Annotated in this window: 24 protein-coding genes; 15 read left to right on the top strand and 9 right to left on the bottom strand. The window is 48.4% G+C overall.

What is annotated here, in order from left to right; all coding sequences use genetic code 11:
• Positions 1–29: 29 nt before the first annotated feature.
• From NDK19_RS01545 to NDK19_RS01510, 8 genes are read left to right on the top strand one after another with little or no spacing between them, the layout of a single operon-like run.
• Positions 30–404: a J domain-containing protein gene (locus NDK19_RS01545; protein ID WP_250630066.1), complete on the top strand. Its 375-nt coding sequence runs from the start codon at positions 30–32 to the stop codon at positions 402–404.
• Positions 401–1,213 (top strand): PspA/IM30 family protein, encoded by an 813-nt coding sequence (locus tag NDK19_RS01540; RefSeq protein WP_250630065.1) that lies wholly within the window; start codon positions 401–403, stop codon positions 1,211–1,213. The genes NDK19_RS01545 and NDK19_RS01540 overlap by 4 nt, the downstream gene beginning before the upstream one ends.
• A complete protein-coding gene (locus NDK19_RS01535) occupies positions 1,210–2,439 on the top strand; it encodes an HD domain-containing protein (protein ID WP_250630064.1) in 1,230 nt (409 codons plus the stop codon). Before NDK19_RS01540 ends, NDK19_RS01535 begins: the two co-directional genes overlap by 4 nt.
• A 55-nt stretch (positions 2,440–2,494) precedes the next feature.
• Positions 2,495–3,541 carry a UDP-3-O-(3-hydroxymyristoyl)glucosamine N-acyltransferase gene (gene lpxD / locus NDK19_RS01530; RefSeq protein ID WP_250630063.1) on the top strand — a complete coding sequence of 349 codons (1,047 nt, stop codon included), beginning with the start codon at positions 2,495–2,497 and terminating at the stop codon, positions 3,539–3,541.
• A 5-nt stretch (positions 3,542–3,546) separates the two neighbouring features.
• Positions 3,547–4,950 carry a bifunctional UDP-3-O-[3-hydroxymyristoyl] N-acetylglucosamine deacetylase/3-hydroxyacyl-ACP dehydratase gene (locus tag NDK19_RS01525; RefSeq protein ID WP_250630062.1) on the top strand — a complete coding sequence of 468 codons (1,404 nt, stop codon included), beginning with the start codon at positions 3,547–3,549 and terminating at the stop codon, positions 4,948–4,950.
• A 34-nt stretch (positions 4,951–4,984) separates the two neighbouring features.
• Complete coding sequence (gene lpxA / locus NDK19_RS01520) at positions 4,985–5,788, top strand: acyl-ACP--UDP-N-acetylglucosamine O-acyltransferase (protein ID WP_250630061.1); 804 nt, start codon at positions 4,985–4,987, stop codon at positions 5,786–5,788.
• A gap of 2 nt (positions 5,789–5,790) precedes the next feature.
• Complete coding sequence (locus tag NDK19_RS01515) at positions 5,791–6,387, top strand: ABC transporter ATP-binding protein (RefSeq protein ID WP_250630060.1); 597 nt, start codon at positions 5,791–5,793, stop codon at positions 6,385–6,387.
• 40 nt (positions 6,388–6,427) lie between these two features.
• On the top strand, positions 6,428–6,889 hold the full coding sequence (locus NDK19_RS01510; RefSeq protein ID WP_250630059.1) for a lipocalin family protein: 462 nt from the start codon (positions 6,428–6,430) through the stop codon (positions 6,887–6,889).
• Between the two features lie 111 nt (positions 6,890–7,000).
• On the opposite strand, the gene NDK19_RS01505 is transcribed toward NDK19_RS01510, so the two are convergent.
• From NDK19_RS01505 to NDK19_RS01495, 3 genes are all read right to left on the bottom strand, one after another.
• Positions 7,001–7,372, bottom strand: coding sequence for a response regulator transcription factor (locus NDK19_RS01505; protein WP_250630058.1), 372 nt, complete (start codon positions 7,370–7,372; stop codon positions 7,001–7,003).
• On the bottom strand, positions 7,338–11,282 hold the full coding sequence (locus tag NDK19_RS01500; RefSeq protein ID WP_250630057.1) for an AAA domain-containing protein: 3,945 nt from the start codon (positions 11,280–11,282) through the stop codon (positions 7,338–7,340). Before NDK19_RS01500 ends, NDK19_RS01505 begins: the two co-directional genes overlap by 35 nt.
• 78 nt (positions 11,283–11,360) lie before the next feature.
• Entirely contained in the window at positions 11,361–12,323 is a 963-nt protein-coding gene (locus tag NDK19_RS01495) for a DUF4421 family protein (protein ID WP_250630056.1), read from the bottom strand.
• 278 nt (positions 12,324–12,601) lie between these two features.
• Here NDK19_RS01495 and NDK19_RS01490 point away from each other — a divergent pair, with 278 nt between their 5' ends.
• The 6 genes from NDK19_RS01490 (at position 12,602) to hemN (ending at position 16,601) form a co-directional block, all read left to right on the top strand.
• On the top strand, positions 12,602–13,396 hold the full coding sequence (locus NDK19_RS01490) for a thymidylate synthase (RefSeq protein ID WP_250630055.1): 795 nt from the start codon (positions 12,602–12,604) through the stop codon (positions 13,394–13,396).
• A 77-nt stretch (positions 13,397–13,473) separates the two neighbouring features.
• Positions 13,474–13,959, top strand: coding sequence for a DUF2452 domain-containing protein (locus tag NDK19_RS01485; RefSeq protein WP_250630054.1), 486 nt, complete (start codon positions 13,474–13,476; stop codon positions 13,957–13,959).
• A gap of 6 nt (positions 13,960–13,965) precedes the next feature.
• On the top strand, positions 13,966–14,631 hold the full coding sequence (rsmI, locus tag NDK19_RS01480) for a 16S rRNA (cytidine(1402)-2'-O)-methyltransferase (RefSeq protein WP_250630053.1): 666 nt from the start codon (positions 13,966–13,968) through the stop codon (positions 14,629–14,631).
• Positions 14,632–14,703: 72 nt separating this feature from the next.
• Complete coding sequence (locus tag NDK19_RS01475; protein ID WP_250630052.1) at positions 14,704–14,910, top strand: hypothetical protein; 207 nt, start codon at positions 14,704–14,706, stop codon at positions 14,908–14,910.
• On the top strand, positions 14,910–15,164 hold the full coding sequence (locus NDK19_RS01470) for a type II toxin-antitoxin system RelE family toxin (RefSeq protein ID WP_250630051.1): 255 nt from the start codon (positions 14,910–14,912) through the stop codon (positions 15,162–15,164). Before NDK19_RS01475 ends, NDK19_RS01470 begins: the two co-directional genes overlap by 1 nt.
• Before the next feature lie 72 nt (positions 15,165–15,236).
• Positions 15,237–16,601, top strand: a complete 1,365-nt coding sequence (hemN, locus tag NDK19_RS01465) for an oxygen-independent coproporphyrinogen III oxidase (protein WP_250630050.1) — start codon at positions 15,237–15,239, stop codon at positions 16,599–16,601.
• A 13-nt stretch (positions 16,602–16,614) separates the two neighbouring features.
• Here the strand turns inward: hemN and NDK19_RS01460 are convergent, their stop codons facing one another.
• From NDK19_RS01460 to NDK19_RS01445, 4 genes are read right to left on the bottom strand one after another with little or no spacing between them, the layout of a single operon-like run.
• The gene (locus NDK19_RS01460; RefSeq protein WP_250630049.1) at positions 16,615–16,965 is read right to left on the bottom strand and encodes a type II toxin-antitoxin system PemK/MazF family toxin; all 351 of its coding nucleotides are present in this window, start codon (positions 16,963–16,965) and stop codon (positions 16,615–16,617) included.
• A gap of 6 nt (positions 16,966–16,971) precedes the next feature.
• The gene (locus NDK19_RS01455) at positions 16,972–17,745 is read right to left on the bottom strand and encodes a hypothetical protein (protein WP_250630048.1); all 774 of its coding nucleotides are present in this window, start codon (positions 17,743–17,745) and stop codon (positions 16,972–16,974) included.
• 43 nt (positions 17,746–17,788) lie between these two features.
• The gene (locus NDK19_RS01450) at positions 17,789–18,589 is read right to left on the bottom strand and encodes a dienelactone hydrolase family protein (protein WP_250630047.1); all 801 of its coding nucleotides are present in this window, start codon (positions 18,587–18,589) and stop codon (positions 17,789–17,791) included.
• Between the two features lie 40 nt (positions 18,590–18,629).
• A complete protein-coding gene (locus NDK19_RS01445; protein ID WP_250630046.1) occupies positions 18,630–18,872 on the bottom strand; it encodes a hypothetical protein in 243 nt (80 codons plus the stop codon).
• Positions 18,873–19,070: 198 nt separating this feature from the next.
• Here NDK19_RS01445 and NDK19_RS01440 point away from each other — a divergent pair, with 198 nt between their 5' ends.
• A complete protein-coding gene (locus NDK19_RS01440; protein ID WP_250630045.1) occupies positions 19,071–21,002 on the top strand; it encodes a putative porin in 1,932 nt (643 codons plus the stop codon).
• 166 nt (positions 21,003–21,168) lie between these two features.
• Here NDK19_RS01440 and NDK19_RS01435 read toward each other — a convergent pair whose 3' ends face one another.
• Positions 21,169–21,564: a hypothetical protein gene (locus NDK19_RS01435; RefSeq protein ID WP_250630044.1), complete on the bottom strand. Its 396-nt coding sequence runs from the start codon at positions 21,562–21,564 to the stop codon at positions 21,169–21,171.
• A 24-nt stretch (positions 21,565–21,588) separates the two neighbouring features.
• Positions 21,589–22,482: a hypothetical protein gene (locus NDK19_RS01430; protein WP_250630043.1), complete on the bottom strand. Its 894-nt coding sequence runs from the start codon at positions 22,480–22,482 to the stop codon at positions 21,589–21,591.
• Between the last annotated feature and the right edge of the window lie 5 nt (positions 22,483–22,487).

The raw sequence follows: 22,487 nt of genomic DNA, 5'->3' as shown, positions 1-22,487 counted from the left end.
GAAATATGCTCACTTAAAAAATTCAACCCATGTTTGACCGCATTTTTAAAATCATTCGCGCCAATATAGGAGATGCCCTGTCGCAAGAGCCGCAGATGGACTCGCTGGAGCGCGAACTGTACAGACAATACCAAGAACAAATGCGGAAAGCGGCCGCCGAACCTGCTTATGAGCAAACCCCTCCGCCACCTGCCTACTCTGCCGAAGAATTGGGCTACTATCAGGCGCTGGAAGTACAACCCGGGGCTACTTTTGAGCAAATTAAGGCTGCCTACAAACTAATGGTAAAAAAATATCACCCCGACCGCTTCCCTAACGAACCGGACAAACAAAAAACTGCCATACAAATCACACAACGCATTAATATTGCATACAGCTACTTCGAGAAAAAATTTGGCAAATGAATGAACTGTTAGCCCGCATCATCCGCGTGATAAAAGCCCTTGTAGGGAAAAAAGTTGAACAGGCAGAAGACCCCATCCTGCTCGCAGAGCAAAATATACGCGACCTGAAAGGCGACCTGAGCGAAAGCCTGAAAAGCCTTGCAGAAGTAAAAGCTATTTACATCCGCGCCAAACATGAAAGCGATGCCCAAAAGCGCGTTGCCAACGAATATGAGCGCAAAGCCATTCTTTTGCTGGAAAAAGCCCGCGACGGCCTGATAACAGAAGCCGAAGCCGACCGGTTGGCAACCCAAGCGCTGATGAAGAAAGACGAAATCATGCGTCGGGTGCAGGCAGGCGAAAAAGGGCTGCAAACCTACGAGCAAATGGTTAAGCAATTGGAGAAGCAGACCATGCAGCTCAAAATGCAGATAGACCAGTGGGAAGGTGAAGTAAAAACACTCAAAGCACGGGCACAGGTAAGTCAGGCAACACGCTCGCTGCAAGAGCGCCTCTCCCGCACCGACACACAAGGTACGCTTGCCTTGTTAGACAACCTCAAAGAAAAAGTAACCGAGCAGGAAGCCATGGCAGATGCCTACCATCAGTTGTCCAACAGCCAAACCTCCCTGGATGCCGAAATTGACCGCATTTTGGGCTTAGACAGCAAAGGCTCTGTACATAACGACCTCCAAAGGCTCAAATCGCAGGTACAGGCTACGCCCGAGCGCCCGCTCAACCCACAGGCCGAACCGGATGCAAATGCACCCTTCGCCAACGAACTGGCAGAACTGAAAGCCCGCCTCAAAGACGATAAAGACGGTCAATGACAGCACAACTACGCCGCAAAACCATCATCAACGACCCTGTACACGGGTTTATTACCATCCCCAACAGGTTGGTATTTGACTTAATCAACCATCCGTGGTTTCAGCGCCTGCGCCGTATCAAACAATTAGGGCTGACCGAACAGGTCTATCCCGGCGCCATTCATACCCGCTTCCATCATGCACTGGGCGCTATGCACCTGATGACACTTGCCTTAGACAACCTCCGCGCCAAAGGGCACTACATCTGGGATGCAGAATACGAAGCCGCACTGGCAGCTATCCTGCTGCACGACATCGGGCATGGGCCGTTTTCGCACGCATTAGAAACCGCCTTGCTGGAAAAAGTACACCACGAAGACATCTCCCTGCTCATGATTGAGCGCCTCAATGAACAGATGGACGGTGCACTTTCGCTGGCGCTCCAAATATTTAAAGGTTCTTATCCGCGCAAGTTCTTCCATCAACTGGTTTCCAGCCAGTTAGATATGGACAGACTGGACTACTTGCAACGCGACAGTTTCTTTACGGGCGTGCAGGAAGGCGCTATCAATCCCGAACGCATCATCAAAATGCTTGATGTGGCAGACGACAAGCTCGTAGTGGCGGAAAAAGGCATTTACAGCATCGAGAACTTTCTGGTAGCGCGTCGGCTGATGTATTGGCAGGTGTATTTGCACAAAACCACTGTCAGCACCGAGCAAATGCTCATCCAAGCCATCCGCCGTGCCCGAAAATTGTTTGCAGAAGGCAAGCCCGTATTTGCGAGCCCTGCGCTGCGGCTGTTTTTTGAAACAAGCGTCAGTTGGGAAGTATTCATAAGCCATGAAAAATATGCAGAAGCCTTTGCCCTACTGGACGACCACGACATCTGGGCTTGTATTAAAATGTGGCAGTATGAATCCGATGCCGTGCTTTCGCGCCTGAGCAACATGCTGCTCAACCGCAAACTGTACAAAGTGCGCATGGGCGATGAGAAAATCCCCGAAGCAGAAATTAAAGCCGAGCGCAAAAAATGGGCACAGGAATTGGGCATCAGCCTTGCCGATGCGGAATACTTTGTTACCTACGGCAGACTGACCAATGCAGCTTACCAACCCAAAGACGAGGGGATTCTGATTGCCACAAGGCGCGGCGAACTGAAAGACGTTGCCGAAGCCTCCGATTTACCCAACATTAAGGCTCTCTCGAAAATTGTTAAGAAGTACTTTTTATGCCATCCTAAATAAAAGTTTATCTTTGTAAAATTTTTTTTAAAGCACACATCTAAGTGTCTGAATGTAAATGGAATTCACGGTACAACAAGTAGCCGGATTATTGAACGGAGAGATAGAAGGCGATAGCCGGCGCATCATCAAAGGATTAGCCAAAATACAGGAAGCCACCGCAACCGACATTGTATTTTTAGCTAACATGCTCTATGAGCCTTATGCCTACACTACCGAAGCCGCTGCCATCATAGTCAATAAAGATTTTGTCCCTAAAAAGGAAATCAGTGCTACACTTATTCGCGTAGATGATGCCTATGTGGCATTCAGCCAACTTTTGAGCGAATATCAAAAACTGATGCAGGCCGCAGGCGTGAAGATAGGTATTGAACAACCCAGCTACATTGCCCCTTCCGCACAAATAGGCAGCGATGTGTACGTAGGTGCATTTGCCTACATCGGGCATGGTGTAAAAATCGGCAGGAATGTGAAAATCTACCCGCAGGTGCATATTGGAGACAACACCGTTATAGGCGATAATACCACCATTTACGCAGGGGTGAAAATTTATCACAACTGCACCATCGGCAACAACTGCACCATCCACTCGGGCGCAGTTATCGGCAGCGACGGTTTCGGTTTTGCTCCACAGGCCGACGGCACCTATGTAGCCGTTCCGCAAGTAGGCAGCGTTGTGATTGAAGACAATGTGGATATTGGCGCAAATACAGTGATAGACCGCGCCACAATGGGCGAAACCATCATCCACAGCGGTGTGAAACTCGACAACCTGATTCAGGTGGCACACAACGTAAAAATCGGCAAAAATACAGTCATTGCTGCACTCACAGGCATTTCCGGTTCTACCGAAATCGGCGAAAGCTGTATGATAGCAGGTCAGGTCGGCTTTGCAGGCCATATTAAGGTTGCTAACCGCACGAACATAGGCGCGCAAGCCGGCATCATCAAAAGCATCAAAGAAGAAAATCAGGTATTGGTAGGCTCGCCGGTGATAGACGTAAAAGACTACATGCGTTCTTTTGCCGTATTCAAAAAGCTGCCTGAAATGGTTAAGCGATTAGATGCGATAGAAAAAACAATTGCCAATAAGTCTCAGGAATAAATCAAATGGAAACCAGACAACATACGATTAAAAAATCAGTAACTGTTTCAGGTGTTGGGCTGCACACAGGTGTTGTGTCTAATATGACCTTCCTTCCTGCAAGGCCTGGGCACGGTATCAAATTCCAGCGAACCGACCTGCCCGGGATGCCCACCGTAGATGCAGATGCAGACCTTGTGGTAGACGTATCGCGTGGTACAACCATAGAGCAAAGCGGAGCACGTATTAATACCGTTGAGCATACGCTGGCAGCTTTGGTAGGTATGCAAATAGACAACGTGCTGATTCAGATAGATGGCCCCGAGCCACCAATTATGGACGGCAGCTCTATTCAGTTCATCGAGCAACTGCGCGAGGCAGGTCTGGAAGAACAGAACGTCATGCGCGATTTCTTTGATGTGCCAAGCGGTATTTTTTATTCCGAGCCGGAGCGCAATGTTGAACTGGCAGCCCTGCCGCTGAACGACTACCGCCTGACGGTAATGGTTGATTACAACTCTCCCGTACTGGGCAGCCAACACGCCTACCTGAACGATATCAGCCAGTTTGCCGATGAAATCGCTTCTTGTCGCACGTTCTGCTTCCTGCACGAGCTCGAGATGCTGCACAAAAACAACCTCATCAAAGGCGGCGACCTGAACAATGCCATCGTGATTGTGGACAGAGTAGTAAAAGATGAGGAGTTGGAGCACTTGGCCAAACTGTTCAACAAAGAAAAAGTAGAAGTAAAACAGGAAGGCATCCTGAACAATATTGAACTGCGCTACAAAAACGAACCTGCCCGCCACAAACTGTTGGATTTGGTAGGCGATTTGGCGCTGGTAGGCAAGCCGCTCCGTGCACAGATCCTTGCTGCGCGCCCCGGACATGCAGCAAATGTGGCATTTGCACGCAAGATTAAGCGGGCAATGAAGAAAATACAGCCCGACCAAGCACCTGCTTACGACCCTGCCACCACACCTATCCTGAACATCAATCAGATTACTCAAAAACTGCCGCATCGCTACCCCATGCTGCTGATAGACAAAATCATCCACTTGGACGACAAATCTGTTATCGGCGTAAAAAACATCACAATGAACGAATCGTTCTTCCAAGGGCACTTCCCGGGCAACCCTGTTATGCCGGGCGTGCTCCAAATTGAAGCGATGGCACAAACAGGTGGCATTTTTGCGCTCAGCACCGTAGATGACCCCAACAATTACTGGACTTATTTCTTAGGCATAGACGAGTGCCGATTTAAGAAAATGGTGCTTCCCGGCGATACGCTTGTCATCCGCTGCGAGCTGACTGCACCTATCAAACGCGGTATCTTCAAAATGAAAGGACAGGCATTTGTGGCCGGCAACCTTGTGTGCGAAGCCGTACTGACAGCCAGCCTTTTCAAGAAAGATGCCCGCGAAGTATAAAAACTTACTACTTTTGAATTTCCAATAGCTCCTTATGAATCAACCTTTGGCTTATATTCATCCGGGTGCCAAAATAGCCGAGAACGTAACCATTGAACCCTTTGCTGTCATCCATGATAATACTGAAATTGGCGAAGGTTCGTGGATTGGCTCTCATGCGGTTATTTTTCCCGGTGCAAGAATTGGCAAAAACTGCCGGATTTTTCCCGGTGCAGTGATTGCAGGCATACCGCAAGACCTCAAATTTGAGGGCGAAGAAACCACCGCCGTTATTGGCGACAACACCACCATCCGCGAGTGTGTAACTGTCAGCCGCGGTACAAAAGATAAATACACCACCATTGTCGGCAGCAACTGCCTGCTGATGGCATATGTACACGTTGCCCACGACTGCATTGTGGGCAACAACTGCGTGATAGCCAATTCAGTACAATTGGCAGGGCATGTTGAAATTGGCGACTATGCCGTTATCGGCGGTACAAGTGCCGTTCATCAGTTCGTCAAAATCGGCAAACACGCCATGATTTCGGGCGGCTCGCTCGTACGCAAAGATGTACCGCCATATACCAAAGCCGGTCGTGAACCTTTGAGTTACATTGGCATCAACTCCATTGGGTTGCGCCGCCGCGGCTTTACCCCTGAGCAAATTAGCGATATTCAGGACGTGTATCGCCTGCTCTACCTGAGTGGATTGAACAATTCCCGCGCCATTGCTGCCATTGAGCAAGAAATAGCCCCTTCCGCCGAGCGCGATGAAGTGCTGGCGTTTGTTAAAAACGCCACACGCGGGCTTATGAAAGGATTGGCTAAAAGCACCTCCGGCGATTCGGACGAATAGCCATGCAGATTACCACCGACAACTTAGGCAAACGCTTTGGCTTTGAGTGGATTTTCCGCCGCCTGACAACCACTTTTCGCTCAGGGCAGTCCTATGCGATAATAGGCGCCAACGGCAGCGGGAAATCCACTTTGATGAAAATATTGGCAGGTATCATCCCTGCCTCGGAAGGAACCGTGAGCTACGGGGCAACAAGCGAAGAAAATATTTTTCGGCAGATTGCTTTTGCCGCTCCTTACATGGAGCTGATAGAAGAATTTTCCGTTGCAGAAACCATTCGGCTTCACCATCTGTTAAAACCTTTGAGCGTACAAGCTGATGAATTGCTGGCAATTACTCAACTTGAAAAAGCACGCAATCGGGAGGTTCGTTTTCTGTCGTCGGGCATGAAACAAAAACTCAAACTGGCACTGGCACTGTTCAGCCGCACGCCTGTACTATTGCTGGACGAGCCGACAACCAACTTTGATGCAGCCAATACGCGGTGGTTTCAAGAACAAATTGCGACACAACAGCATCGCACGATTATCATAGCATCCAATCTGCCCGCAGAAATAGAGCTTTGTACAGATTCGCTCGCTATTGCAGATTTTAAGTGATATTTCAGTATATTTGTTTACTAATGACCTTTGTCCGATTATGATGAAAAAACATGCTTCTTTTCTGACACTCTTGTTGATGTTCGCCGGCTTAGTGTTCATGTCGTCCAAATGTGGCGGGGGTGGTGCAACTGCAAAAACACCTCTGGAACTTATTTCCGGAACATGGCGCGTATCAAGAGTTTTGTTGAACGGTAACCCCGACAATACAGGTAACTATACGGCATTTCGCATTACCTTCCAAAGTGCATCCGGCAATCCGACCAATTACAACGTAATCCCCGGCAACGCACCTGCCCGCCCCAACATTAATCCGGCCAATACCGGCACTTGGGCGCTGGGAGCCAATAATACCCAGATTATTTTGGACAGAGGTACACCCAATGAAATCACGCTGACCGTGCTGGAATCTACCGAGAACAGCCTGCGTATCCGCTTCAAATTGCCTCGCAATGTGGATAAAACAGAACCCGAATATACTTTTGAATTGGTAAGAGTATAAAAAACGTAATCTTCCTTTGCAGGAGTAATGCAAAAAGCCACCTCAGTATGCGTGAGGTGGCTTTTTGCATAAAACATTCCTGATTTTTACGGGTTAAGTTCAGCGAACCGCTCAACCCAAATATTCTGCCATTTTCACCAAATCGGTAGTATGTTTAGCTTGCAGTTTCCGTTTGATATGCTTGCGATGTGTCTCTACGGTTTGCTCAGATATATCTAATTTTTCGCCAATTTGCTTGTTTCGCATACCTTGGGCAATAAGTTTTAATACCTCTCTTTCACGAGGGGTAAGCAATGATACCAAATCTGCTGACATAGATGTTTGTACAAGGTTCATTCGACACTCACCTTCACCATTACCCCTGTTTTGCAAATAAGAGAGTAGTAAAAGAAGGATTAGGTCGGTTATTGTGTTAAAAATACCAATTAGGCGAATATTTGCAAATAATTTAATTATTTTTCCACCAATTTCTGCTAAATACATACCGATACTGCCACAGCTTGCGGGTAAAGTGCAGCGGTTGATAAACAAATACACTTCGTGCAGAAACAGCCCGATAAAGTGTCAAATCATCGGTCATAATCATCTCTGTCGGATGTTCGCCCGTATCAATTGCGATGAGGTCGGCAAAGGGATGTCCCGGTCGCAAACGCTCATCGGCTGCCTGCAAACGTTGTGCAAGTGTAGGGGCAGAGGTAGGTCGGGTGGCGGCATTCCATACTTGGTTGGCATGAAAGCCTTGTTGCGATACAGCAAAGGCATATTCCAGATAAGCCCGCAGCAGACGGGCGCCTTCGTTGGCGGTGTTTTCTACCTGTAATTGTTGCGGGTAAATACTGCTTATTACTACAATTTGCTCGCGGGCACGCGTAACGGCCACGTTCAGGCGGTTTTCACCTTTTGCCTGACTCAGGCTGCCAAAGTTGAGTTGCATTCTGCCCGAAGCGGTCGGGGCATATCCCACCGAAAAAATGATGCAATCGCGCTCATCGCCCTGCACATTTTCAATATTTTTGACAAAAAGTGATTCGGGCAGAACTATATCGCTCTGTTCCAGCAAATCCATGATGAGTTGCTGCTGGTGAATATTGAAAGTGATAATGCCGATGCTTTTGTCGGGTTGCCGGGCAAGTTGTTTGCGGATGGTTTGTACAACGGTTTCAGCTTCTATCCGATTGGTTTTATCTTCCCAGATGCCCTCTACCTTGACAAAGCGGATAGCACTTTGCTGCGGTTGCCAGTCGGTTTTGTAGGGCAACATTTGTAATTTTTCCTGATAGAAATAGCGATTGGAAAAACCGATGAGTTCGGGGTAACGACTTCGGTAGTGCCCCGTTAGCATCATCTGCGGCAGGTAGCGCTTGCCTAAGTCGAGCAGCGATTCCACCTCTAATTCGGTGGCAATTTCTTCTTCGGGGTTTACTTCCTCCCAGCGCGGACGGTACAAATCGAAGGGGGCAAGTTGCTTATCATCGCCGACAATGACTGCCTGTCGGCCTCTGTACATGGCAGGGATGCCTTTTTCGGCAAAGCACTGCGAAGCCTCATCAAAAATGACCATGTCAAATAACTCTTGCATGGGAAAAAGTGCCGATGCGGACTCGGGCGATACCAGCCAACAAGGTACCAGATTGGCCAATTCTTCCCAGTGAGTGGCAATGAGCTTGCGCAGCGGCCAAATGCCGCGTTTTTTGCTCACCTGATGGAGCAAATCGCGGTAGCTCACCAGATTTTGCAGGCGGTTGTATTCCAAATTGCTGAAAGCACGTTCCCATGCCCGCGACTGTGCAATTTGCAGGCTGAGTTGTTGTTTTTGCACCACGTTTTGGCGGAGTTCGGCAGCCGTTTGCAATAAGGACTGGCCGCTTGCTTTCCGCAGCACGGGAAATCGGTTTTCTAATGCCATCAACCATGCCAGCCGCCACGAATTATCAAAAACAGCTGCCCAACTGTCCCACTGTTCGGGGGCTTCGGCAGTTAATAAGTCAATGGTTTGCCGCTCCTCCGCACTCAATTGTTCTTTGAGTGCATCCAACGCACAAAGGTCTTCAAACCACTCCTCTGCTTGTCGGAGCATCTCGGCGGCTTCTTCGGGGTATGCCCATAGCCACTCCTGTTGTGCGGGTGCAAGGAAAGGCTGCCATGCGGTTTGCAAGGTTCTGATTTGCGTCAAAACGCTTGCCAGCCGTTCCCATAGAAGCGGCAATTGCTGCCAGTCAGTATTTTTTACATCAAAATCGGGCAGCCATTGTTCGGCAAATTTTTTCCACGATTGAAGGAAACGCCGATAAGCCGTAGCTTGGACTAAAAATGCTGCCCACGCATCTCCTCTGAACGATTCGGGATAGGGCAAAAACGGCAACAGGGATTGCATAGCGGCTTTGCTCCGTTGCCATTGTTCATAATAATTGAGTTGATGCAGCATGGCCGTTATGCCCTCGGGGGTAAACGGCAACCCATAAAGCGCCAGCCACGCCCCGATTTGTTTCTTTTTGCCTGAAAACAGCCACTTGATTTTTCCTGTCCAGCTTTGATGGTCTTGCAGATAGGTTTGCAGCAATGCTTTTGCTTGGGGGATGCTGTTTTCTTCCAATTGCTGAGGGACTAATGCTGCCGCAGCAGCAACCGCATGGGTTGCGTGCGAATGCCATTCATCAAACAGTTTGGCCTTACTTTCGCCTATCCATTGGGCAGCAATGCGATTGAAAGCCTCCCACTGCGTACAATCGGTTTGGGGCATAAGTTCCTGCCGAAGTTCGTTTGCAGCCTCGCACAAGCGATTGACCGTAGCCCATGTGTTCTGCACAAAGGAGGTCGCCAACGGTTTTTCGGCAAGTGATTGCTTAATGGCGGCTATTTGCCCGGGTACAAGCGGCAATAGTTGGCGGATTTGCTGCTGCTCGCGGATGGAGTGATTGGCAAATGATAACCGGTTGCGCCACAGCGAAACTGCCGCATCGGTATGCTTCGCATAAGCGATGTAGCGTTGTAAAGTAAGCAAAAATGCCTGTGCCTTCTCCGCATGAAAATAGTCGCGGATAGCATCGGGCAGCGCTATGTGTTTTTGTTGCAGCGAACTTGTCAGGTAGAGATTTTTTGCACTGATGCCGCACACACTCTCATCAAATAATGCTTTGCGGAAATCTTCCAGTTCGCGCTCTTGCAGTGTGATTTGACGTGCCAGTTGCAGAAATTGCTGCTCGTTTTGCAGGGTTTCTACATCTACGCGCTGCTCGTGCCTTTCCTGCACCTGCTGAATCTGACGGGCAATGTTGGCGTAAATGCGGGCGCGGTCTTGCTGAAAATCGTGCACTAAGGCTGCAAAATGGTGCAACTCCTTCTCCTGCAAACGGTTGTAAACGACATCTAAGGCGGCTTTTTTCTGACAAACCACCAGCACGCGCTTCCCCGAAGCAATGGCATCGGCAATCAGATTGACAATCAGTTGCGACTTGCCCGTACCCGGCGGGCCTTGCACTACCAGCGACTGCCCGCTTTTAATCAGTCGCAGAGCCTTTTCCTGTGCAGCGTCTATCTCGTAGGGCGTTACTATCTCTTCTTCACGCGGTGCTTGCCGCACGGTCGCTTTGTTAAAAAACATCTCTAAGTCTGCCACCTGCTCATCTGCCAGCAGTACGTCGTAGTCGGGAGCTAAGTAAGAGTCGGCCTGTGGGAACTGCCCCAGAACGGCCTCCGGTACAAGTTTCAGTTTGCCCGTAGCCGTAACTGCATCCAGTTCTTTTCTGGTAAATGAGGTAAAAGGCTGCAACTGCTCACCAAACTGTTCTGCATTAAAGTGCACTTCCAGCGCGGCGTTTTCCAGCAACCGATAGAGTGCCGTAAGAAATACCGTAACATCTTCCGCAGGATTTTCTAACGTCCATTCGTTCAGCAACTGATTGAGTGCTTGCCCGTTGTGGTGCGCATAGGCCAGCAGAAAGGTTTTGTTGAACGAAACGGGCACGTCTTCGCGCAGCACAAGCCCCCATTTGTCGTTGCGCATGGCCAAACGAACAGGAAAAAACAACAGCGGGCAGCGGATGAGGGTGTCGTTATTCAGTTTGCCCTGCACAAATGGATAACCGACACAGAGGTTTTCAGCCCCTTGTTCCTCTAAAACAGACTGCGTGGTGCGGTATAGTTGCCGCGTCAGGTAGCTCACCCGATTATTGGCAGCATCGCGGGCATCGGTTATTTGACAAAGCGGAATCCACGACTTATGGGCTAACAGTTGGCGGACAATATCAAATGCAGGCTTCCCAAGCACAAAGTCATATTGCTGTAAATCAATATGTTGGCCTATGTACAGCCGCGTGAGTATCAACGAACGATTGTTGCCTGAAAGATTGGTAAGACGTTGCCTGAAAACCTGCAATAATTTTTTGACTGCCACTGTTGTAATAGCTTGGAAACAGTTCAAATGTAGGCATTTTTAGGCTTGTGCGTAGCGGTGCAACAGAGGATGCGGCAATCATCGGTTAAGGCTTTTTTTGGGCAGACGATAGCCTACAAATATCCTTGCTTGCCCGAAAATGTGGTTATAAGGCTCTCCCGACAGTATGTTATCCACAAAGGCTTTACCGTTTAGCTGCAAACCGGAATACATGCGCTTGCCGTTGTAGCCCAGTGTCAGGTTGTTTTCCAAGCTGATGGCCATATCATCGGGTGAAGGGTCATTGCTGATGCGCTGAATGCCTAAACCAATCCACGAACCCACATTGAGAAAGCAGGAATGGGGCAATGCAAAGGTGTAGGTATAGCCTGCGGTAACAAAAGCATTGATAAAACTTCTGCGAAACCCTTGCTGCCTGCGCGGAAATGCAAAGCGAATGGCGCGGGGAGCCAGTGAAGAGTCGGCAGAAGTCGTGTAGTAGTTTACCAGAATGCCCACCGTAGGCGTTCCCGCACTTCTGATTTGCCTGTCCAACTGCCACAATGTGGCTACATGCGAATAGCGATGCGGGTTAAATACATACTGCACCGAAGAAAAAAGTGCACGAACTTGTACGTCGCTGCGGCTTTCTACCCGCGGCAACTGATAGCCGTTGTTGCTTCTTACGTCAATCAAGTAGAAACCGTCATACTCTTGTAAAGAAGATTGCAACCACAACCGCTTGCCTGTGATGCCTGCCTGCAAGCTCCTATGCGTGCTGATGCCTTTTTCCGCACCTTCCGTGTAGAGATTGATATACGTCAGGTTGCTGTTGAAGCCCAAGGTAAACCATTTGTAGTCAATGCTCAAACCACCGGAAATCGGTATATCGGTTTGGTAGGTTGCCCGATTGCCGCTGCGCAATGCAATAAAATTCAGCAGTGCATTATTGGCCGTGCCCGATGCTGTTATGCACCAATGGTTATAGTAGCTCTGAATATATGAGGTATCCTGCACTACTTTTCCCCACCAGCGCTTTTGAGCACTTGCCGCATGACTCAACAGGCAGCAAGTTCCACAAAACAGTATTGCCGATATCTGTTTTGCAAAAAGTATATGCGGATTTACAAACGATAGCACCACTCCAAAAACTTGGTAACGTAAGACTTTTGACAATAATAAGCGGATGATTTGGAGTAATGGCGTTCATGAATGAACGTTGGCACAGGCAATTTATTACATATATTCAATGGATTGCAACTGCACTGCATTGCTATTACCGTGCAAAATTCGGGCAGATTTCTAATTGCGGTAGGGACGGGTTTTGCTAACTTTGCACCATGCAACAATACCACGACCTGCTTAGGCACATCTTAACGCACGGGGTGCGCAAAACCGACCGCACGGGAACGGGTACAATCAGCATTTTTGGCTATCAGATGCGATTTGACCTTGCCGCGGGCTTTCCTTTGGTTACAACCAAGAAAGTGCACCTCAAATCCATTATTCATGAATTGTTGTGGTTTTTGCAAGGCAGCACCAACATCGCCTACCTGAAAGCTAATGGCGTAAGCATCTGGGACGAGTGGGCAGCCCCCGACGGCGAGTTAGGACCCGTGTACGGCAAGCAGTGGCGCAGTTGGCAAGCCCCTGACGGGCGCACGATTGACCAAATATCGCAACTGATTGACCAAATCAAACGCAACCCCGATTCGCGCCGCCTGATGGTGAGTGCGTGGAACGTAGCCGATATTGACCGCATGGCGCTGCCGCCTTGCCATGTGCTGTTTCAGTTTTATGTGGCGGAAGGCAAACTTTCCTGCCAACTATACCAGCGCAGTGCGGATGTTTTCTTGGGCGTGCCGTTCAACATTGCGTCATATGCGCTGCTCACAATGATGATTGCACAGGTTTGCGACCTGCAACCGGGCGAGTTTATCCACACCTTCGGCGATGTGCATATCTACCTGAACCATTTGGAACAAGTAAACTTGCAACTCAGCCGCGAGCCACGCCCGCTGCCGCAAATGCTGATAAACCCTTCGGTAAAGGATATTTTTGCGTTCAAATACGAAGATTTTCAACTTTTGAACTACGACCCGCACCCGGCTATCAAAGCACCGGTGGCGGTGTGAACAAACACCCGATTTTTTTGTTAATGATGTAGCACATGCTTTTGAGCGTGTGCAGTGTTTTAACCTGATTGCCAAACATGCCCGAACCGCAAAACGAACATATCGGAAAAGCCATTGACGTAAACAGCATAGACTTGGAAAAAATGCGGGAGAAAATAGCCGCTAACCCGGGTCTGTTGCCCTATGCGCACACAGTAGGCGGTGCTGTCATCAAGCCCGAAGATGAAGGAAGCATCAAAGCCAATGCGCTGGAAGCCATGCGCCAACAAACCAGTGCACAAATGGGGCAACTCTACGAGCAAATGCAAACGTTGGCAAAACAGGCACGCCAAATTCAGGAGCGCATTTGGGTATCGGAGCGCATCTATCAGGCAGAAATGCGCTTTAATCCGCTCATTGGGCGCATCTACTACCTCTACGAGCGCGAAGGGCAAAGAGATACCCTTTCCTTGGTTGCGCCGCACGAATGGGGACGCAGCCGCAAATACACAAAATTTATTGCCAAAGTACACCTGCTTGCCGACCACACGTGGGAGGTGTTGGAATTGGGGGAAAACCTGTAACCCGCCATGCTCACCGTTGTACCTACGCCCATCGGCAATTTGGAAGATATTACCCTGCGAGCCTTGCGCGTGTTGCGCGAGGCTGATTTTGTTGTAGCGGAAGACACCCGCGTTTCGGGCAACCTGCTCAAACATTTTGATATCAAAAAGCCGCTGCTGAGCTTTCACACAGCCAACGAACACAAAGCCGTAGAAGGCATTGTTGCCCGCCTGCAACAGGGGCAAAAGGGCGCATTGGTCAGCGATGCAGGCACGCCCGGCATTTCCGACCCGGGTTTTTTGCTCATTCGTGCCTGCGTGCGCGAAGGCATTGCAGTGGAGTGCCTGCCCGGCCCGACGGCTTTTGTCCCTGCGTTGGTGGCTTCGGGGCTGCCCTGCGATACTTTCACCTTCTGGGGATTTTTGCCGCACAAAAAAGGCAGACAAACCCAACTTGCGCAAATAGCCGCTTCGGAGCATACCGTTGTGCTTTACGAATCGCCACACCGCTTGCTCAAACTGCTGGAAGAGCTCAAAGAACACTGTGGAGCCGAGCGCCCCGTATGCGTCGCCCGCGAACTGACCAAACTGCACGAGGAAATCGCCCGCGGCACAGTCGCCGAACTGCTTGCCCATTTTAGCGAAAAAGCCGTGAAAGGTGAAATTGTGGTGGTGGTGGGTGCTGCCGTGTAAAAAAACGGCGGCACAAGGCGCAAATAATCAACCGATTAACGTATATTTTTGTACTATTGAACAAAGTGTGCCATGCTTACGATTCAACCGCAGTATATCACCGACAGTGAGGGTAACAAGCTCTCTGTCGTGCTTTCCATGAAAGATTTTGAGGCAATCATGGAAGAACTTGAAGAACTTGAAGACATCAGGCTTTATGACGAGGCAAAACAGTCCGATGAGCCGTCTATTCCCATTGATGAGGCTTTTAAAATAATTGAAGCAAACCGCAATAAGTGATGCCCTATCAGGTTGTCTTAAAAAAGCAGGTCATCAAAACACTTGAAACTGTCCGCGAACCTTATTATACCAAGATAAAAGCTGCTATTTATGAGCTTGCAAATGACCCGCGTCCGCCCGGTTGCAAAAAACTTAGAGGCAGAGCCGGATACCGCATTCGCATAAGTGATTATCGCGTTATTTATGACGTTTTTGATGATGTGCTCACGGTTGAAGTAATTGCTGTGGGGCATCGCAGAGAGATTTATGAGTAAAGAGCGATGTTCTCTTTACAGTAAAAACGGTTTGCAAAACTATCTTTGCATCACAACAGACAAACCGCTGCCATGAACGAAGCCGAACTTAAGGCGCTGCTGCATCGCTACGATGTGGCGCTGCCCCGCTACACGAGCTACCCGACCGTACCTTATTGGAACCATGCAAGCCTTATGCCGCAACTATGGGCTGCATCCGTTCGGGAGCGATTCACGGCAGAAAACCGAACAGTTTGCCTCTATATTCACCTGCCTTTTTGTGAAGAATTGTGTACTTACTGCGCCTGCAACAAGCGCATTACAAAAAATCACGCCGTAGAAACGCCTTATCTGGAAAGCGTATTGCAGGAGTGGCAAATGTACCTGCAACTCTTTGAGGCAAAGCCTGTTATCAAAGAAATTCACTTGGGCGGGGGAACGCCCACATTCTTTTCCCCGCAAAACCTGCAACGGCTAATTGAGGGCATCATGCAACATGCCGAGCGCGCTGCCGACCACGAGTTCAGCGTAGAAGTACACCCTAACTACACCACCGAGGCGCATCTGCAAGCCTTGGCAGAAGTCGGGTTTAACCGCATCAGCCTTGGCGTACAGGATTTTGACCAGCAAGTGCAGTACATCATCAACCGCCCGCAAACCTTTGAACAAACCGCACGGGTGGTAGCTTGGGCGCGGGCATTGGGCTATGAAAGCGTTAATGTGGACTTGGTGTACGGGCTGCCCAAACAAACCCTGCATAGCATTGAAATGACCATCGGCAGGCTGGCAGAGTTCAAACCCGACCGCATCGCGTTTTATTCCTACGCGCATGTGCCTTGGAAAAGCAAAGGACAACGCCGATACACCGACGAAGACGTGCCGCAAGCCGATGAAAAAATCAGCATGTACAGCCTTGGCAACCGCCTGCTGACCGCCATGGGCTACGAAGCTATCGGCATGGATCACTTCGCGCTGCCTTCCGACAAGTTGCTGAAAGCCTATCACAGCGGCACACTGCACCGCAATTTCATGGGCTACACCACCACCAACCACAAATTGGTCATCGGGCTGGGCGCATCTTCCATCAGCGACACGTGGACAGCCTTTGCCCAAAACGATAAAACCGTAGAAGGCTACCAACAAGCCCTTACCGAAGGGCGTTTGCCCTTAGTTGGCGGGCATTTGCTTAGCGAGGAAGACCTGCGCATCCGTCGCCATATTTTGGATTTGATGTGTACCGACCGCACCAACTTTGCACCCGAAGATTTCAGTGCCGATTTTGCCGAGCACATCGGCAACAAACTTGCCGCCTTCGCTGCCGACGGGCTTGTAAAAATAATGGGCAACACCATAGAGGTATTGCCCAAAGGAAGACTGTTGGTGCGGCACATTTGCGCTGCTTTTGATGCCTACCTGTACCGCAACGAAGCCCAAGCACAATTCAGCAAGGCGATTTGAAGTGGTGTATTTTTCACAATTCCAATAAATCTATCAGTACTGCCTCAATTTTGAGTTGGGTTTTGCGTTCTATACTGCCTAATTTTTTGGTAATGCGTTGAAAGGAAATGGTCTTGATTTGATGACACAAAACATAGCTATCCTGATGCAATACAGATGTACCTTTGGCAATCTTTACGGTTGAATAACCCAAGTAGGCCGGCTCTTTGGTTGTTAAGGGGACTACAATTGCAAGTTGTAAATGATTCAGAGATTTGATGACAATACAAGGGCGTTCATAGCCCTGCTCATGTCCCTTTATCTCTGTCGGCGGTTGACCGAAATTTACGAGCAAAATATCGCTTTTGGTGAATGCCGATTGCATAGATAATCAAGACAAGTCTGCCGATGCTTCCAAATCAAGATTTGCCAGCTTGTGCTCTTCTGCTATATCAGATGGTTCGGGTACGCACATCTGATTGAAATCCATAGGTTTTGAGCGTCGTTTGATAATACCTAAATCAAGAGCCGTGGCCATATACTCTTGTCCGGCATCTGCGGCAAGAAAACTTAGCTTACGGATGGTTCTATCAGATAATTCCGTTTTTTTATCAGCGATAATATCAAATGCAAGCATCACCAATTCTATTTGGAGCGATGCCCGAGTAAGGTCGGCTATTTTTTGCGCTGTCTCCGGGGCTAACGCAACGTGCAGTGCCGTAACAAACTGTCTGTAACTGATATGGGCTGCTTGTTGCGCCTGATTTGCCATTTGCTCTCCGGTAAAACTTCCTTGTTTGGCCAATGCATATGCAACCCGTTGATTGCAACGCAGCGCAAATAGAATATTTTCTGCAAACTCCCGCATCCTCTCATTTGCTTTCCATAATTCTACTTGCGGAACCACCTGTTCAATAGCATGTAAGTAGTCAAAATCAGCCTTATGGGTCAGCCATTGAAATGCTTTGAGACGCAGACTGAATAACTCCGCTAAAATACCTTCGCTTGTTATCTCTGCCCTTCCCTGATTGACCAGAAGCAATCGTCTTTCAATTTTTTGGGAAACTTTGTCTAACGCAGTTCGCAGCCCCTCATCCAGCGAGTGATACAAGTTGTTGCGAAGCTGAAAGCATATCATTTCATTATTTATTGCCGACGCCGTCATGATTTTCCCCTATTGGCATTGATATGAACAAAGATAACATTTCTTACTTCAACTCCGCCAGAATCTTGCGGATGCGTACCCATGAGTCGGCGCGGGCTTGCTTGTTTTCGGCACTGCCCGCGGGGTCATCGCCAATGCGCATAAAGGCATGGCCTGCTCCTTTGTAAATTTCGTAGGCAAACGGCTTGTTCGCTTCTTTCATCAGGCTTTCAATTTTTGGAATGCCGGCATTGATGCGCTGGTCATTTTCAGCATAGAAACCGTACACAGGTGCTTTGATACGGGCTACCTCCTCAGCGCTTTCGGGTGCACCGCCGTAGAAAACCAACGCTGCCTGAATAGAGGGGATATTGGTTGCGGCACGGAAACACTGGCCGCCGCCCCAACAAAAGCCGATGATAGCCGTTTTTCCGTTGCAAGATGGGGCTTTGGCAATATACGCTTGCACGGCCGCAAGGTCTGCACTTACTTGTTCGGGTTTCAGTTGCGAAAGTGCAGTACGTGCATCATCGGAGTTGGCAAAGTCCGAGGTGCGCTTTTTATCTTCCGAAAATCCTGACAGCAGGTCAGGGGCAATGGCTAAGTAGCCCTCGGCAGCGAGTTGGTCGGTAAAACTGCGCACCCAGTCGGTCAGCCCTCGGTTTTCGTGGATAACCACCACAGCAGGCGTATTCACGGGCGATTCGGGGAAGGCCACAAAGCAATGTACCGTGCGGTTGCCGTATTTTACCTCAACCCATTCGTGGTGGCGCGGCGATTTTTCTAATTGCGCAATAGCAAAATCTTGTGCATAGGCTGTCATTATCGCCATGCAACCCATCAGAAAGCAAGTGATTCTTTTCATATGATTGAAATTATTGGTAAGGTGTTGCTTAGCAAAAAAGCTACTTCGCAGGCTCCCGATAGCGAATGGCAGGCCGTGTTGTATCGGCAGATATTGCGGTTTGGCGTGCATTGGGCGAAGGCGCAGCAGAAATAAATCCTCTTTCGGTAGCCTTTGGAGGAGCTTCTGAAACAATAACGGCAGGCGTAGGCGTGTAATAATCTTCCGGCATCACCAACATGGCAAAAAGTGCCACATCTGCGAGGAGGAAGAACAAAAACAGCCTAAAGCCTAAGCTCTGCATGAGGGGTAAAATAATGAAACAATATAAAATTTATTGACGATAAATGGCTGCTATGCGGCATTTAACAACTCTTCACAGCTTCAATAGGCTTTTTTACATAGCTTTGCAGCCGCAAAAAGTATGAATCCATCGCTAATGAGCACATTGCAGGCGGCAAATTACCATCCAAAAAAGTCTTTTCCAACAATATTTATTGGTTTGGCAGTTTTCCTGCTTGCAATATCCGGCGCATGGGCACAAGACACCCCTAACAATAGCAATACACCCCCCGCCAAAAAAGACTCTATCCGCTACGGGCCGAATACGACCCGCTATTACTACTGGCACACGCTCTACAACAACATTACCGATACGCTGTACATTGACACCACCTATGCCAATCGCCACAGGTATAATATGGTGCAACGCAATGGCAACACTTGGCAAGACTTGGGGATTTTTGGTACGGCAACCCAACCCATTTTTTATCGGGAGCCAGAACAAATCGGCACGCGTTTGGGCTATAATGCGCTCGCTCCTTATCGCCTGCAACGGGATGAAGTGCGCTATTTTGACAGCTACTCGCCCGTTACCGATTTGGACTATATTCAGGGCGGTAAAGGGCGCACCCGCCTGCGCGTTACGCACGCCCGCAGCATTACGCCCGATGCAAGCGCGGCTATCTTTTTTCAACGGCAAGAAGCCAATAAAATTCTGGGCAGAAATTCGCGCCGCAACGATCCGCTGCTGAGCATCCAAAACTATGGCGCAATGACCCGCTTTTTCTCAAAGGATTTGCGCTACAAGTTGTTGGCGCATTTTCTTTATTCGGAACATGCCGTGCAGGAAAACGGCGGATACAATACCGACGAACTTTCTCCTGCCAATTCGGAAACGCTCGCCAACCTTAGTCCGCAGGAGTTGGCTTACAGTTTAGAAGAGGTTGTCAGTCGTGAGAAAGTGCGCACCTTTCATCTCTATCAACAGTTTGACCTGAAAAAAGACTCTACCCAACAGGCGAAATTAACGACGCAGTTGTTCCATCAGTTGGAGTGGCTGCGCCAAATCAATGAATACACCGATGAAAACCTTGCCGGCAATGTTGCTACTTTCTACCGCCGTCTTCCTTTTGACATCAACCGTTTTCGCGGGCAACAACTCACCTATCTGACAGATTATCAACAGTTGGACAATCGGGCAGGCATCAAAGGACAGTGGAACGCCTTGCGTTATCGCGCCTATTTGCGCAGCCGCTTGTATGGCTTTGAAGCCAATTATACAGACGTAAGCACGCTTGCCGATTCCGTTAAGCGGGTGAATATTGCTCCGGAGTGGTTTGCAGGATTTGCCGCCAATATTCCCGTTTACAAACATCACAAGTTAGAGGCAGAGGGCGAACTGCAACTGCCCATGCGCGACTATCGCGCCAAATTGGTGTATATCAACAAGTGGTTCAGAGGCACTTGGCTGCGCACGGTATTCAGCCCCGACTTGACGCAACGCCACGTATTCGGCAGCTTTTTCAAGTGGGATAATGCTGATTTTTACCGTACTGTTTCCGACCGCCTAAACTATGAAACAGACTTCATTCCTGTTCCCTTCATCAAAAAATACCTGTCATTTTCGCGGTTTGCCGGCTTTGAGAACATCCAAAATATGGTTTATTACGACACCGCCGGCATTGCCCGCCAAACAACCGAAGGGGTACGTATCCTCCATGCAGGTGTGCATTTGAGAGCGCGGTGGAATTATTTGCAATGGCTCACGCAAATTATGTACAGCTACAACATGGGAGAAGATGTGTTCCGCGTACCACCCTTGCTGATTAATTCACAGTTGTTTGTACAGAAAAAGTTTTTCAGGGACGAGCTGGATGGGCAGTTTGGTGTTGATTTTCACTGGAAATCAGCTTTTTATGCCAATGCTTTTATGCCTTCTACCCAACAGTTCATCCTGAATGACCGCTATCTGACCGACGGATTTCCCGTATTAGACCTGTTTTTTAATTTCAAAATCAGCAAAGCGCTGTTGTTCGTCAAGGTTACTAATCTGTTGCAAGATATCGCAGGCAAGGCTTATTTCAACACGCCCCGTTACTATGCCCAACCACGCTCGTTAGAACTGGGCATCAATTGGCTGTTTTTTGACTGATTGAAGGTTCAAACCGCATCAACAAATCAAGGCACCCGACAGCCCCTTCAATCCCTGTGCTTTTCGGCAAGCCCGATGCGACAAAAGGATGTCGGAGGAGGAAAGAAATTCTATCATCTCGCCATTCTTCTTATGAAGGTTAGGAGATGATAAAATTCAAGATAAATCAGTTATCGCGCTCAAACTCTTGTCGGGAGATACTTTTGCCTTCCAACGGATTGGCTACATTGCTTTCTTGAATGGCATACGTAATGGTCAGTACGGAATAGCCGTCGGTGCCGACATAAACTCTAAACGGATTTCCTTTCTCATAGACTGGTTCACGCCCCGGATATTCAGCCTTTGTTTTGAGGAAAAAACTACCCGTTGTTGCAAAGTACTCGGTATAACTCGCGCGTGGATAAACGATAAATTTTTTAAAGAGTCTGCCATTATTTGAGTTCATGACTTTAACAGTTAGCATTCTGTCAGAAGTATTCTTAATGCGCAGTTCTGCCGATTGAGCCTGAGCTATGGAAATAGTCAGCAGGCTTCCTAATAGGAAAAAGAGGAAATGATACATGATGTTTGAATTTAGAGCGTTGAATTAACGAAAGAAATTTTCTATCCGATTAGCGGTGTTTTGTGGCAAATCGGTGTTATAGATGCTGTATCTGCTCACCTGCATTTCATCAAACCACTTGGCAATATATGCCCTAATGATATCCTCATCATTTTTCTGGCTATCTACAGGATTTACTTCCAGCATAAGAATAGACAGGTTGTCCAATTTCTGATTGATGCTAATTAACCCGTAATCTTGTTCTTTGAATTTTTGCTCCCATTTCGGATTGTTGCTTAATCCTTCTTTTTTCAAAAACCAGTCGGGGATGTAAGCTGTGCGATTATTCACTCGGTCTTTGGACTGGACATGATACAGGTAGCCATCGGTTATAACAACTAAAATATTTTCATAATCGGGATTTCTGTCGATGCACAATTCGCGGACATCATATTTAAAAAATCGCCAGATATCAGAACCTACCCATTTTTGGCTTTGAAGGGTTAAATCATAAATCTCTGAAAGCGAGGTGGCGAAATTATCTTCCATGCTCTTGTAAGCATCGCGCTTGCTGCCATTATCCAATTTAGAAAAATCCACACTGAGTTTTTTTGCCAAACTATTAATGTTAGGGTCAGCAGGTGCAGGACTGAAAATAACTCGTATTTTATCCTTGGATTTGTAAGTTCCTTTGCCGGACAAATGTGAGCGCATAACTCCTAAAATCTGTTTCACAGCTTCTATATCACGCTCTTTTTGAGAAGGTTGTACAGATCTGATAAGTCGGTTAGACAAGTCAAGCAATATGGTAATGTTGTATTGCTTGTCTTTAGGCGCGGCAGACGGTTGTGTATCGCTTGTCTCTTGCTTTTGCTCGCTACTGCCGCAAGAAGCAAAAAACAGCATAGATGCAAGAGTGAACAAAATAGTGCGTTTCATCTTGG

This window comes from Rhodoflexus caldus (genome assembly GCF_021206925.1).
Lineage (GTDB): Bacteria > Bacteroidota > Bacteroidia > Cytophagales > Thermoflexibacteraceae > Rhodoflexus > Rhodoflexus caldus.
The sequence above is the reverse complement of the archived record's forward strand: the minus strand, read 5'-3'. Positions and strand labels throughout refer to the sequence as shown.

Bases quoted from the DNA above. Each gene is read 5' to 3' on its own strand.
- NDK19_RS01435 (WP_250630044.1), bottom strand. From the start codon at position 21,564: ATGTATCATTTCCTCTTTTTCCTATTAGGAAGCCTGCTGACTATTTCC.
- NDK19_RS01515 (WP_250630060.1), top strand. From the start codon at position 5,791: ATGCAGATTACCACCGACAACTTAGGCAAACGCTTTGGCTTTGAGTGG.
- NDK19_RS01470 (WP_250630051.1), top strand. From the start codon at position 14,910: ATGCCCTATCAGGTTGTCTTAAAAAAGCAGGTCATCAAAACACTTGAA.
- NDK19_RS01540 (WP_250630065.1), top strand. From the start codon at position 401: ATGAATGAACTGTTAGCCCGCATCATCCGCGTGATAAAAGCCCTTGTA.
- NDK19_RS01525 (WP_250630062.1), top strand. From the start codon at position 3,547: ATGGAAACCAGACAACATACGATTAAAAAATCAGTAACTGTTTCAGGT.
- NDK19_RS01430 (WP_250630043.1), bottom strand. From the start codon at position 22,482: ATGAAACGCACTATTTTGTTCACTCTTGCATCTATGCTGTTTTTTGCT.
- NDK19_RS01445 (WP_250630046.1), bottom strand. From the start codon at position 18,872: ATGCAGAGCTTAGGCTTTAGGCTGTTTTTGTTCTTCCTCCTCGCAGAT.
- lpxA (WP_250630061.1), top strand. From the start codon at position 4,985: ATGAATCAACCTTTGGCTTATATTCATCCGGGTGCCAAAATAGCCGAG.
- NDK19_RS01490 (WP_250630055.1), top strand. From the start codon at position 12,602: ATGCAACAATACCACGACCTGCTTAGGCACATCTTAACGCACGGGGTG.
- lpxD (WP_250630063.1), top strand. From the start codon at position 2,495: ATGGAATTCACGGTACAACAAGTAGCCGGATTATTGAACGGAGAGATA.
- NDK19_RS01505 (WP_250630058.1), bottom strand. From the start codon at position 7,372: ATGTATTTAGCAGAAATTGGTGGAAAAATAATTAAATTATTTGCAAAT.
- NDK19_RS01475 (WP_250630052.1), top strand. From the start codon at position 14,704: ATGCTTACGATTCAACCGCAGTATATCACCGACAGTGAGGGTAACAAG.
- NDK19_RS01450 (WP_250630047.1), bottom strand. From the start codon at position 18,589: ATGAAAAGAATCACTTGCTTTCTGATGGGTTGCATGGCGATAATGACA.
- NDK19_RS01460 (WP_250630049.1), bottom strand. From the start codon at position 16,965: ATGCAATCGGCATTCACCAAAAGCGATATTTTGCTCGTAAATTTCGGT.
- hemN (WP_250630050.1), top strand. From the start codon at position 15,237: ATGAACGAAGCCGAACTTAAGGCGCTGCTGCATCGCTACGATGTGGCG.
- NDK19_RS01545 (WP_250630066.1), top strand. From the start codon at position 30: ATGTTTGACCGCATTTTTAAAATCATTCGCGCCAATATAGGAGATGCC.
- NDK19_RS01535 (WP_250630064.1), top strand. From the start codon at position 1,210: ATGACAGCACAACTACGCCGCAAAACCATCATCAACGACCCTGTACAC.
- NDK19_RS01485 (WP_250630054.1), top strand. From the start codon at position 13,474: ATGCCCGAACCGCAAAACGAACATATCGGAAAAGCCATTGACGTAAAC.
- rsmI (WP_250630053.1), top strand. From the start codon at position 13,966: ATGCTCACCGTTGTACCTACGCCCATCGGCAATTTGGAAGATATTACC.
- NDK19_RS01455 (WP_250630048.1), bottom strand. From the start codon at position 17,745: ATGACGGCGTCGGCAATAAATAATGAAATGATATGCTTTCAGCTTCGC.
- NDK19_RS01510 (WP_250630059.1), top strand. From the start codon at position 6,428: ATGATGAAAAAACATGCTTCTTTTCTGACACTCTTGTTGATGTTCGCC.